Genomic DNA, 13,330 nt, shown 5'->3' with positions numbered 1-13,330 from the left:
TGTGGGTGCGAGCAGAAGCGGCCGGTGGGGGGCCTTGGCAAAGAAGGGGTGTCTCATGCGCGCGATGACCTGTACGAACTGCGGAGTGAGCTTGAGCCTGGCGGGAGCTCTCGGCTCCCGCCAGGTGGTTTTGCATTACGGCTTAGAAGGCGAAGCGCAGTGAGGCCATGTAACGGCGGCCACTCTTGTAAGCGCCATTAAGCAGCTTTTCGGCGCCAAAGTAGCTGTGATACTGCTCGTCAAGCAGGTTCATGCCTTCAAGTCCCACGCTGAGATTGTTGGTGATCTTGTAGGAAACCGATGCATCCAGTGAGTGGTAGTCCATCGTCCACAACTGCTGGCTGCCATTGATGCGAGTGAAGTACTTGTCACGCCAGTTGTAGGTGATGCGGGCAGTAAAGCGGTCGTTCTCGAAGTATGGGCTGATGTTGAATTGGTTCTTCGAGTTGTAAGGCAGCGGCAGACCACCACTGGCTTCACCGTCGGAATAGGTGTAGTTGGCGATCACGCCGAAACCAGCTCCAATGTTCTGTTGCCAAGCGATTGATGCGCCCTTGATTTTGGCGTCACCACCGTTTACCGGACGGTCAACCCGATACACCGCATCGTCGCGCTGGTTGTCGTTCCAGTGGGTTTCGTCCTGCGCCACATTGACGATGTAGTCGGCAACATCGCGGTAGAACAGGGAGCCGGCCAGGATCGCGTCCTCACTGAAGTACCACTCCGCCGAGAAATCAAGGTTGCTGGAGCGATATGGCTTCAGGTTCGGGTTGCCTGCTGCACCGGTCAGGGTCTGGTCGGACAGCCACATGTAACTGGATAGGTCCGAGTAGCCCGGGCGTGCCATGGTCTTGGCCGCGGACAAGCGCAGTACCAGGTCGTCGCTGGCCTCGTACGCGAGATTGAGGTTGGGCAGTACGCTGTTGTATTTGCTCTTGCGGGTAACGTAGTCAAACGAGGCGGCGATGCGTTCCTGACTCCATTCGCGCTCGGTGCAGCTCTTCAGCCCGGTGTTGCATTCATAGGCGCTGGAGGCGGATTCGGTGCGGACATAGCGTACGCCGATGTTGCCGCGCAGGCGGTCGAGGCTGAAGTCGGCCTGCACATAGGCGGCCTTGATGTCCTCCTCGATGGTCCAGGTGTTACGCACGAACTCCAGGTTGCCCAGCGTGGTGGATACCGGGGCACTCTGCCATGGCGCCAGCCAGTCGCCGCTGTTGATGTAGTCGGCGAGCTTCCAGCCATCAATAGTGAACCGGTTGCCCAAGTCACCATAGCCACTGAAGCCGTCGAGGTAGTTGCCGGGAAGCTTGCGTGGGTCGAACATGTCGGCCGTGGCATCGCCGTATGTGGAGACTGAGTCGAGCACCACGCCGCGCTGCATCTGGCCGGTTTCGTGCGAACGCTGCTTGTAGCCGGCGCGGATCAGGTAGACCGGGGAGTCGAGTTTGAAGCCGAAATCCACTTGACCGTAGGTCTCCTTGTCAAGCGTGGGCTTCTCGATCAGGTTGCCACCCCAGCCGCTTCGCCAGTTGCTTTGTGTCGGCGCATCGGTATGCCACGGGCTGGCGTAGCCCCCGTCCATGCGGAACATTTCCGGGTTGGTGAAGGGGTTGTCTCCGATGATCTTCAGCGTCGCAGGCGTTCCCGGGCCGTTGCCGATGGACCACTCGTAGTCCGCCGGTGCCAGGAAGCTGGCGTACACCTGCTCCGGACCGCCCTCAGCCTTGGTGCTGCCGATGTGTGTGGACGCGTACCAGCGATCGCCGTTCCAATCGAGTTTGATGTCGTAGGTCTCAGACTCGATCTTGGCGCGGCGGTTTTGCATATCGAACGTCATACGACCGCCCTTGTGCTTGCCGCCCGTGATCAGGCCGTCTTCGATGGTGACGTCAGTCAGCGTCATCAGGCTGCCGTAGGTATTTCCCGGCCATGCGAACATTGACTGCGCCATGTGGTCGAAGCTGGCGTCGATCTTCAGCGCATTGATTTCGATATTCAGTTGCTCAACCGGCTTGAACTGAAGGGAGGCGGAGTAGGTATTCCGCTTACGCTCCTGCTCGAAGAAGTGTGCACTGATTGTGCTGGGTCCGATCGCCTCAGGGTTGGAATTGAGCGCATCCGCACAGGCGCCCTGGCAGGTGCCTGGTTTCTGAGGCTGCTTGCCGTTGGGAAGTGCCGGCTGTGACCAGTCGTCGCCGGTGTTGTTGACCGAGCCGGCGGCACCATCCAGACCATCGCGGTAGTTTTTCGCACGCACCGTGTTGTAGGACTCGATGCCGTCGCGGCGGATACTCTCGTTGCTGGACTGGGCTGAAAGGATGAAGCCGAAATTGTCGGCGCTGTTCTTCCAGCCAAAGGCTGCGGACGCACTGGGGTCAGTCTTTTCGACGCGATCATTGCGGGCATAGCTGACCCGGCCGGTGATACTGATCTGCTCGGGCATATCCAGCGGCTTGCGTGTGGAAACGTTCACGGTACCGCCTATGGAGCCCTCGTCCAGACGCGCTTCCGGCGACTTGAACACTTCCACCTTGCCCACCAGCTCTGGTGCCAGCAGCGAGTAGTTGAAGGTCCGGGTCGGAAAGTCGGACATGTTCCAGTCGCCCGAGGCGATGGACTGGCCATTGAGCAGGGTGCGGTTCAAGGCCGGGTCGACGCCCAGGATGCTGACGCGTTCGCCCTGGCCGTAGGCGCGGTCGATGGTGACGCCGGGGATGATGGTCATCGCCTCGGCAACGTTGGTGGCCGGGAACTTGCCCACGTCCTCGGCGGTGATGACATCCACGATGGCGTCGGCATTGCGCTTGGTTTCCAGCGACTGCTGAAGGCTGGCGCGGATGCCGGTGACGACAACGCGGTCAAGCTCGGTGGCATCGTCCCGGGCGTCCTGCGCGACAGCCGAGAAGCTCAATGCCAGACAGCTGACGATGGCCGCGGTGAGCGGCGACTTGCGATGGTTCAAAGGTCTCTCTCCCTTTGCTGGTGGTGGCCAGCGGAGGGGCTGGCCGGCGATGTCCGCATGCGGGTTGCTTGCGGGAAAGCGTCGCGGGCGAAGCGCCGCGGATATGAGGACCCGGTCGTCGAGCAAGGACGGCCAGGTCGCGCGGCAAGCCGCCCTGTGCGATCGGGGTTGGTGAAGGCTTTCGATGGACTCGCCACAGAACTGCACGCAGGGCCGCCGGTGGCGAGGGCGCTATATCCGAGTGGCTGCACGGCTGGCTTGTCCACGTCATTCCTTTGAGTGCGTCATGGATGGCGCTGAGGTGTGGGTGAAGTGTGCAGTCAGCATTCGGTTAAATGCAAAAAAAATTCTCATGAAAATCAGTCGGAAATTTTTCTCATTTTCGTAACCATATGTTTGTTTTTAAACATTAATAGTCTTGAAAATTTTTCATAATTCATTTCATATGAAACTCGTCTGCTCGTTTTTGTTTTAATAATGAAAATTATGTTCACAATCGATTCATTGATGTTTTCCGTGTCATCCGGGAGGTGACTGTCGGTGGTGTAGGCGGTCTGCGCTGCTTTTACCCTCGCGCAGTCCGCCCCGTTCCTTCTGGTCTGCGCCCGGTCTGGTTTGGCTGCGCCACATGCGTGCACTGCGATGCGGGTGCTTCTCTGGAATGGTGTGGCTGCGTCTGGGACGGGCGTGTAGCCCCTTGTGCCGGTTGCTGATCCGCCACGGTGATCGCACTGTTCCGCTGGCGGCGCAGATGGAATTGAGCGCTTCTACGAGCGTGTTGATTCTTCCGCGAGAGTCCGTTGCAGGCGCTCCGTACCGTCGGATCGGCGGTGTCTGGCCGGTCTGCATGGCGGAGAAACACTGGAGCGACAGGGCCGGTGGGCGGGCAAAAAAAAGCGGGCCTGGAAAACCCAGGCCCGCTGGAGGAGAAAGACAGCGGTAAAACAATCAACAGTCAGTGGCGGCTATCAGAAGGCGAAGCGCAGTGTGGCCATGTAGCGACGGCCCGTACGGTAGAGGCCGCGGATCACCTTTTCCGTGTTGGCGATACCCGGCACTTCCGCATAGGAGCGGTACTCGCTATCCAGCAGGTTCATGCCGTCCAGGCCGAGGGTCAGGTTTTCCGTCAGCTTGAGGTTGATGGAGGCGTCCAGCGAGTCGTAGTCATCGGTGACCAGGAAGTTTCCGCGGTCAGCCTGCGTGTAGTACTTCGAGCGCCACGAGTAGGTGACACGTGCGCTCCAGCGGTCGCTTTCGAAGAACGGACTGACGTTGATCTGGTTCTTGGAGTTGAACGGCAGGCGCCCACCCGCGTCAGCTTTGGCGTCGGCGTAGGTGTAGTTGGCCAGCAGGCCCAGACCATTGTCGAAGCTGCTCTGGAATGCAGCCGAATAGCCCTGGATCTTCGCGCCACCGGCATTGTTCGGACGGGTGATGTCGTACTCCATGTCGGCGCTCTCGGCCTGGTTGTAGTGCGTCTCCTTCTGGGTGGTGTACAGGATGTAGTTGTCCACCTTCTTGTAGAACGCCGTACCCGCCAGAATGGCGTTCTCGGAGAAATACCACTCGGCAGAGAAGTCCAGGTTGGTGGACTCGTACGGATCCAGCTCCGGGTTGCCGCCGCCGCCGGTGAGGGTCTGGTCGCCAATCCACAGGTAGCTGGACATGTCGCCGTAGTTCGGACGGGAGATGACCTTCGCCGCCGAACCACGCAGCACCACGCTGTCATTGAGGTCGTATGCGACGTTCACGTTCGGCAGGACATTGCTGTACTTCTTGCTGATGGTGTTCAGCACATAGCCGTCAGCCGGGCACGGGCTCTTGAGCGAAGAGCATTTGTAGCCGGTGCTTTCCGACTCGGTCTGCACCAGGCGCACACCGAAGTTGCCGCGCAGACGGTCATAGCTGAAATCAGCCTGGAGGTAGGCGGCATTGATGTCTTCCTTCACCGACCAGGTGTTGGAGGCAAAGGACGGATCGTTGAACGTGCTCGGCGTCGGCATGGTTTGCCACGGTGCCAGCCATTTGCCGCTGTTGATGTAGTCGGCCAATGCCCAGCCGTCGATCATGAAGCGGTTGGACAGGTCGCCGACGTTGCCAAAGCCGCTGAGATAGCTGTCCGGCACCGGCTTCGGATCGAACTGGTCGGCAGTCAAATCGCCATAGCCCTTGATCGAGGCCAGTGACACACCGGCCATCGACTGTGCGGTTTCGTGTTCGCGACGCTTCACGCCGAAGCGCAGCTGGTAGATAGGCGAATCCAGTGTGATGCCGAAGTCGGCCTGGACGTACTTCTCTTCGTCCCGGGTCGGCTTGGTGACGATATTGCCGCCCCAGCCGGCGCCCCAGTTGGTGGCGGAGGGGGGGTTGGTGTGCCAACCACCGGCAGGGCCGCCGCCGTCGAAGCGATATGCGGATGGATCGGTGAACGGGCTGCCGGACTGTCCCGGCTTCATGTGGTTGGCGACGTCGGAAATCGGGTCGGTCTGGTAGCCGGAGAAATTCAGGGTCGGAGTTTTTCCGCTCAGGTCATAGCTGTAATTGGCCTTGTTGAGGAACTCACCGAACACCTGCTTGCCGGTGCCGCCGGTGGCCTTGGAGACGCCGGCGTGGGCGGAAGCGAACCAGCGTTCGTCCTTCCAAGTGAACTTCAGGTCATAGGAGTCGGTGTCCACTGTCGCCTGGCGGTTCAGCAGGTCGTACACGGTCAGGGCATTGCGGAACGAGGCCTTGGTGATGACGCCGCCATCGACGGTCAGGTCGGTCAGATTGCCCAGCGCATTCCATGGGTTGCCATTGAAGGCAAACATGGAGTGGGTCATGTTGTCGTACTTGGCCTTGACGTTGAGCGCGTTGAACTCGATGTCCAGCTTGTCGTTGGGCTTAAACTGCAGTGCCACGGACAGGGTGTCGCGCTCGCGCTCCTGTTCGAAATAGTGGGCACTGATCGAGTTCGGCGCCACCGCGTTCGGATTGGCGAGCAGGGTGTCTTTGCAGGCGCCCACGCAGCTTGGCGGCATGGTGGTAGCGGGATCGGTCGACCAGTCGGTCGTGGTGGTGGTGACCGAGTTGGGCGAGCCGCCCTTGCCGTTGATGTAGTCCTTGCCAGTGACCGTGCCATAGGATTCGATGCCGTCACGGCGGATGTTTTCGATCGAGCGTTGCGCCGAGATGATGGCGCCAAAATTGTCGGCTTGGTTTTTCCAGCCAAACATCGCCGATACCGAGGGGTCGCCTGCTTCAACGCGGTCGTTGTAAAGGTAGCCGACGGAGCCGGAGATGGTGGTGCCGCTCAGGTCCAGTGGCTTGCGTGTGGAGATGTTGACGGTACCGCCGATCGAGCCTTCCTCAAGCCACGCTTCCGGCGACTTGTAGACTTCGACTTTGCTCACCAGTTGCGGAGCCAGCAGCGAGTAGTTGAAGGTGCGCCCTGGCTGGTCAGAGATGAACCAGTCGGCCGAGGCAATGGTCTGGCCATTGAGCAGGGTGCGGTTCAAGGCCGGATCGGTGCCGAGGATCGAGACCTTCTCACCCTGGCCGAAGGCCTTGTCGATGGTCACGCCGGGGATGATGGTGATGGCCTCGGCAACGTTGGTGGCCGGGAACTTGCCCACGTCTTCGGCGGTGACCACGTCGACGATGGCATCGGAATCACGCTTGGAATCAATGGCCTGCTTCAGGCTGGCGCGGATGCCGGTGACCACGACGGTATCAAGGTCGGTCGCGCTCTGGCTGGCGTCCTGTGCGTGGGCCGAGAAGCTCAGGCAGGTGACGATCGCGGCGGATAGTACGGACTTGCGGTACCTCATGATGTCTCTCCTCATCATTGTTGGATTTCCGGTGTGCACCGGACACTGCGTAGTGGGGGTCCATGCGCGGTTGATTCGACACATGCACCGGGGTACTGCGGTTGGAAGTGCTCCGGGTTAGGCGTCCCTCCGGCCCAGATACCAGCTTGCGGCGCCGATGACGCCCAGTTGCCCGTGCTCTACCAGCTTCACGGGAATGCCTTGCAGCGCCGTGGTCATCGGCCCCTTGTTGAGGAAGCGCTCGACAAAGGTGCTGTTCAAAAGGAACTGGCTGATCTTCGGCAGGATGCCGCCCGCCAGGTAGATGCCGCCCTTGATGCCGTACAGCAGCGCCATGTCGCCGATGGTCGAGCCGAGGATTCCGCAGAACAGCTGCAGGGTTTCACGCGCCACCGGATCGTCATTGCCTTGGGCGGCCGTGCTGATGGCATCGGGGGTGGCGTGGACAGGACGGGCGTCGTGGATGGCGCACAGCGCGATGTAGAGATTGAGCAGGCCGGGGCCAGAAAGGGCCTGTTCGATACAGACATGCGAGCGACCCCGCAGCATCTGCTGCAGTACCGCCGTTTCCAGTGCGGTGGTGGCCGGCAGTGACGCCTGGCCGGCTTCTGTGGCCAACACCACCGAGCGATGCGGGCCGGGAATCCATACCGCGGCACCCAGGCCGGTGCCGGGGCCAACGATCAGGGTCGGACCCGACGCTGCGTCGGCCGGGCCGGTCAGCTGCAACACCTGGCGTGCATCGATATGGGCCGCCGCATGTGCCACGGCTTCAAAATCGTTGACCAGGTGCACCGCCTCGAAGCCAAGGTCGTCGCGGATGCGTGTGGTGCTCAGCGCCCATGGCAGGTTGGCCGAAATCACCGTGCCGTCTTCCAGTGCATAGCCGGCGCTGGCGATGGCGCATTCGCGCACGCCCGGTGCCTGGCTGTGGAAGTCGGCAAGGATGGCGCTGAGGCTGGGGTAATCGGCACAGCGGTACTGGCGATAGGACAGCACATCCAGATTCGATGGCGCTCCAACAGCCGCTTGGATCAGTCCCACGCGCACGTGTGTTCCCCCCACGTCCGCGGCCACCAGGGGGGCAGGGCGGGGGGGGAAGACATCGTGTGCTGGATGGATGCTGACGGCCACTGGACTTTCCCCGGAGATTCGCGCGGCGTGTCTGGGCGCTGCGGTAGCCGGAGTTTCGTGTTGGGTGACAACGATGTCAAGCTGCGTTGCAAAAAATTTTCATATTGATCAGGTTGTACCTGCTCCATTCATATCAATGATTTATCGGTATATTTCACTTTCACCTGCAACCTGGCTTACGTTTCAGCCGTTTTGTGGAGGGTGACGCCTTTGGCTGTGAAATTTATTCGCATGCCTTTTGTCCTCCCAAAAGAAAAGGCCACCGTCTCCGGTGGCCTTTGTTTACAGCGGCCTGTCTACAGGGGTCTGGGTTGATCAGTCCGCCGTTTGCAGCTCCACGCGATCCAGTGTCCACATGTTCGGGCGGGTGTCGCCGGTGAAGCGGATGCACAGGTCGGTAGGAGTATCGGTGCCGGTAATCGGGGCTTCCAGCTCCAGGAAACCGTCGGCGGCGGGGTTGGCCGGCAGGGGCACGCTCGCCAGCGGCTTGCCTTCGCAATTGGCCAGGATGTCCATCTCGCCATGCGTGCTGCGTGCCGGTACGAACTTGCGGGCAGGCTCATCTCCGGCCAGCTGGAAGTTGTAGGGGATCCGGCCGGCCCGCACCTTCACCCTGTGCACGCCGCGCAGATCGGCTTCGGGCCACAGCCAGCAGGGGTTGAAGATGTTGACGTTGAAGATCTCGCGCTCCCCTTCGGCCGGGCCGTCGTCTTCCAGTCGCAGCAACAGCTTGCCACCGTTCGGGCACAGGCCCAGCTGGGTGTCTTCGCGGATGCGCAGGGAATCGCGGGTTACCTGGAAGCGGTTTTCCGCAGCCAGTGGCTTGCCGTCGAAGAACGCGGCCATGCGCACCTCGGTCGGCAGCTTCAGTTGCAGTGGCTGGTTGTAGAGGGGCGAGCTGGCGGTGACCTCGCTGCCATCTAGCGTGTAGCGCACCGCATAACCCAGGGGATTGTCCAGAGTCACTTCGGCGGTGCCGGCGATGCGGTCGCCCTTCTCGCTCATGTCCACCTGGAACGGCGTCTTGGCATAGGCGATACCCATGGCCTGATAGCGTTGCAGCTGACGGGGCAGGCGGGCGCGGAAGCTTTCGAAGTCGCGCTTGTCCTGCGGACTCCAGCCGGTTTCGGCCACTGCCGCCAGGCGCGGGAACAGGTTGTGTTCCAGATTCCGGTTGTTGCGGGTGTGCTCGCTGAACATGTTGGCCTGCAGGCCGAGGATATGGGAGCGCTTGTCGGCTGCCAGTTCCGCCGGCACCGGCTCGAATTCGTAGGCCCTCTGCAGAGTGATTGTGGTCGGACGGCCCGGTGGCTCGTTCGGCGATTCGGTCTGCAGGTAGTCCATGTACATGTGGGTGACCGGTGACATCACCACGTCATGGCCGTCGCTGGCCGCCTTCAGGCCGCCTTCGGTGCCACGCCAGGACATCACCGTCGCTTCCGGCGGAAGGCCGCCTTCGAGGATCTCGTCCCAGCCGATCAGGCGCCGGTCATGCTGCTCCAGGAATTTCTCCAGGCGCTTGATCATGTGGCTCTGCATCTCCATCTCGTCCTTCAGGCCGAGTTCGCGCATATGCTCCTGCACGCGCTTGGAGGCGATCCACTGGTCCTTCACCGCCTCATCGCCACCTACGTGGACGTACTTGGCCGGGAACATCCCGATCACTTCCAGCAGCACGTTCTCGAGGAACTGCAGGGTGCTTTCTTCGGTGTTGAAAAGGTTGGGGAACACGCCCCACTGGTTGTCGATGACCAGCTTCTGGTCGGTGACGCCCAGCTCCGGATAAGCGGCGATGGCCGCCGTGGCGTGGCCCGGCACGTCGACCTCCGGGATCACCCGGATGTGGCGCTCGGCGGCATAGGCGACGATCTCGCGGATCTGCTCCTGGGTGTAGAAACCGCAGTAGGTGCGCGGCTCACCGGTTTCCTCGTTGCGGCCGGCATCGCCCAGCGGTACGCGACAGCTGCCTGTCTCGGTGAGCTTCGGGTAGCGCTTGATCTCCATGCGCCAGCCTTGGTCATCGGTGAGGTGCCAGTGGAAAGTGTTGAGCTTGTGCTGGGCCATCGCATCGAGCAGCTTCTTGATCTCGTCGATGCTCTGGAAGTGGCGGGCCGAATCGAGCATGAAGCCGCGCCAGCTGAAGCGGGGCGCGTCCTCGATGGTGGCCGCGGCAACCTGGCCGGTCTTGTCGCCGGTCAGCAGTTGTGCGGCGGTCACCGCACCGTAGAACAGCCCGGCCTCATCCCGCGCACTGACGTCGATGCCCTTGCTGGACACCTTCAATGCATAGCCTTCGGTCCCGGTCGCCACGGATGCGTCCAGTTGGAAGCGGATCTGTGCCTTGCTGGCCTTGTCGCTCACGGCCAGCGCGGGGCCGCCATTCTGTTTCAGCAGGTTGATGAACTGGCTGGCGACCCGGCGCGAGGTGGCATCGCCGCCGGCAACGCGGGTGGCAGGACCGATGGCGAAGTCTTTTCCTTCCACCGCCTGGTAGCTGGCGGGCAGCGGAATCAGCTGGAGCGGGGCGCCGAGGTCGCCTGCATGCGCGTGCAACGCGGTGAAGCCCAGCAATACGCAGCTGCCAAGCCAGAGGGCGCGGTTGCGCGCGGGAGGGGACTTCGTCATGGGCGGAGCTCCGTTCTTGTGGTTCGAGAGGGTACTAAACAAAAAACGCCGGGCCCGGAATCATCCAGGCCCGGCGCATCAAACTCACCGCCGATGGTGCACGCCGGGATAGATCAGAACTTGAAACGCAGGCTGGCCATGTAGCGACGGCCGGTGAAGTAGGCCGCTGCCAGCTGCTCTTCCTGGCTCACATACTGCTCGTACTTCTCATTGAGCAGGTTCATCGCGTCCAGCGACAAGCTGAGGTTTTCGGTGATGTTGAAGCCCAGGCTTGCGCTCAGGTCGGCATAGGCGGCGGTGGTTGCAGCCGGTGCACCGGCAACGTAGCCAACACCTTCGTACTTGCTGCGCCAGTTGTAGTTGACGCGTGCACTGAACAGCTCGTTTTCGAAGTACGGGCTGACGCTGACCGTGCTGCGCGACAGATACGGCATGTTGTTGCCGGCATCCGTCTCGCCGGTTGCGTAGGTGTAGTTGGCGATCAGGCCCAGACCGGTGTCGCCGAATGCCTGCTGGTAGTTCACGTTGAAGCCGCGAACACTGGCACCACCGGCATTGCGCGGGCGGGTCACGCTGTAATCGCAGAAACCGTCGGCAGTGCAGCCTTGGGAGCCGACGACATTCAGCCAGGTCGCCGGGTTGTTGTCACGCATGGAGTTATAGCGGCGCTCCACGCCCGGGGTCTGCAGCACGTAGTTCTGGGTCTGCTTGAGGAATACCGAGCCGGCCAGCACGGACTGCGGCGCGAAATACCACTCGGCCGACAGGTTGAAGTTGTACGCCTTGTACGGGTCCAGGTCCGGATTGCCGCCCGAGCCGGTCATCATGGTGTCGTTCAAGAACAGATTGTTCGACATCAGGTTGTACGGCGCCCAGGCAATGACTTTGGCGGCCGAGGCGCGCAGCACCACATCGCCGCCGTTGTCATAGACCAGGTTGAGCGAGGGCAGCATGTTGCTCTTCTTGCTCTTGGTGGTCTGCCACCATTCGGCCGGAGCCGGCAGCACCGGTACGTTATCGCCATACACGTAGGCGCTGCTGTCGGTGTTGGTCTGTACCCAGCGCACGCCGACGTTGCCGCGCAGCGCGCCAGTGGAGAAATTCAACTGGGTATAGACGGCGGTGGTCTTCTGCTCCAGCTCCCAGGTGTTGTTCAGGAGGCTGGCGGCGTCGGAGCGGGTGTAGTCCACCGGGCTGCCCTTGACCCAGTCGATTACATTGCCTGCGCCCACTTGCGGATGACGGCTGGTGTTGCCGTAAACGCCCGGGAGGCTGCTCAGCAGGCTGGTGTTGCCGATGGTGCCAACGTCGGCCAAGGTGCCGCCGCGTACGCCGCCATAGACGCCAAGACCGTAGTTTTCAGTATGTTCAGTGCGGCGCACGCCAGCTTGCAGCTGGTTGAACACGCTGTCGAAATTCATACTGAAGTCCAGTTGGGCGTACTTGTCCTGCGCTTCGGAGCTGAACACGCCGTTGTTGCCGAACATGTTGCCCCAGTTGGCTGGATCGTAATAATCGCCCTGGTCGTCAGCCTGAAAGCCCTTGCGGTAGTCCCAGGAATACGCGCCGCTGTAGATCGGCTCAAGCAGGAACTGGCTGATGTTCGGGTTCTCGGATTTGCTGGTGCCGATCTTGCCGCCAATCTTCCAGCCTTCGCCGCGGTACTGCAGGTCGAGGTCCACGCCCTTGGTGGTGACTTCGGAGAAGCGCACCTGGTTGTCATAGACAATGCCGGTGCCACTGCCCGGATTGGCATTGGTATGGCCACCGGTGACGAAGCCGTTGGAGCCGGTGGGGTTGAAGTAGTCGATGGCGGCCATCGCAGAGTTGTTCTGCGTCATGAAGTTGTACATCGACTGGTTGTAGCTGTCGAAGTTCTCTTTGATGTACAGCCCGCTCAGCGTGCCTTCAAACTGGTCGTTCGGCTTGAATTGCAGATTAACCAGTGCGCTGTCGCGGGTGCGCTTCTGCTGGAACCACGCCACGTTGATTTCCTGGGCCACTTTGTCGGTCGGTCGCAGTTCACCACGGGCGACCTGGTCGGCCACGTTCTGATTGACGGCAGCAAAGTCGGCGACGGTGCTGTAGCCGAAGATTTCGATACCCTGGCGGTCGACCCGCTCCTCATGGCGCTGGGCGGCGACGTTGACGCCGAAGGTGGAGTCGTTGTTCTTCCAGCTGTAGAGCACCGATACATTGGGGGCGCCCTTCTCGGCCTGGTCATTGTAGTTGTAGCCGACCGAGCCGCTGATGGCGTTGGCGTCCATGTCCAGGGGCTTGCGCGAGTGCATCAGCACGGTGCCGCCCAAGCTGCCTTCGGGTAGCCGGGCTTCGGAGGATTTGATGATTTCCAGCCGACCCAGCACTTCCGGGGCGAGCATGGTGTAGTCGAAGCCACGATTGGGCGACTCGCCGTACAGCCAGATGGCCTGTGCGACCGGGTGCCCATCGATGAAGCTCAGGTTGAGGCTGGGATCGGTGCCATCGATGGAGACGCGCTCGCCCTGGCCGAAGCGGCGGTCGATGGTGACACCCGGGATCAGCGCCATTGCCTCGGCGGCATTGGTATTGGGGAACTTGCCGATATCTTCTGCAGTAATGGACTCTGAAACGGTGTCGTTGTTGCGCTTGGTGTCCAGCGACTTCTCGAGGCTGGCACGGATACCGGTAACGGTCACGGTGTCCAGGTCGGTCGCGGTCTGGTTGGCGTCCTGTGCGTGGGCGCTGAACGCAAGGCAGCTGACGATCGCCGCTGAAAGCAGGGTTTTACGATGCATGTTGTCTCTCCTCAACATCA

5 protein-coding genes are annotated in these 13,330 nt (G+C 61.3%); all 5 read right to left on the bottom strand.

Annotated features, from left to right (window positions below):
* Positions 1-142: 142 nt before the first annotated feature.
* The gene (locus tag ACVOMC_RS11320) at positions 143-3,091 is read right to left on the bottom strand and encodes a TonB-dependent receptor (protein WP_481524016.1); all 2,949 of its coding nucleotides are present in this window, start codon (positions 3,089-3,091) and stop codon (positions 143-145) included.
* An 842-nt stretch (positions 3,092-3,933) separates the two neighbouring features.
* On the bottom strand, positions 3,934-6,774 hold the full coding sequence (locus ACVOMC_RS11315; RefSeq protein ID WP_481524015.1) for a TonB-dependent receptor: 2,841 nt from the start codon (positions 6,772-6,774) through the stop codon (positions 3,934-3,936).
* 117 nt (positions 6,775-6,891) lie between these two features.
* Complete coding sequence (locus ACVOMC_RS11310) at positions 6,892-7,896, bottom strand: glucokinase family protein (RefSeq protein ID WP_481524079.1); 1,005 nt, start codon at positions 7,894-7,896, stop codon at positions 6,892-6,894.
* Positions 7,897-8,223: 327 nt separating this feature from the next.
* Entirely contained in the window at positions 8,224-10,533 is a 2,310-nt protein-coding gene (locus ACVOMC_RS11305) for a beta-N-acetylhexosaminidase (protein WP_481524014.1), read from the bottom strand.
* 113 nt (positions 10,534-10,646) lie between these two features.
* Positions 10,647-13,310 carry a TonB-dependent receptor gene (locus ACVOMC_RS11300; protein WP_481524013.1) on the bottom strand — a complete coding sequence of 888 codons (2,664 nt, stop codon included), beginning with the start codon at positions 13,308-13,310 and terminating at the stop codon, positions 10,647-10,649.
* Positions 13,311-13,330 lie beyond the last annotated feature (20 nt).

Source organism: Stenotrophomonas sp. STEN014 (genome assembly GCF_056760315.1).
The sequence above is the reverse complement of the archived record's forward strand: the minus strand, read 5'-3'. Positions and strand labels throughout refer to the sequence as shown.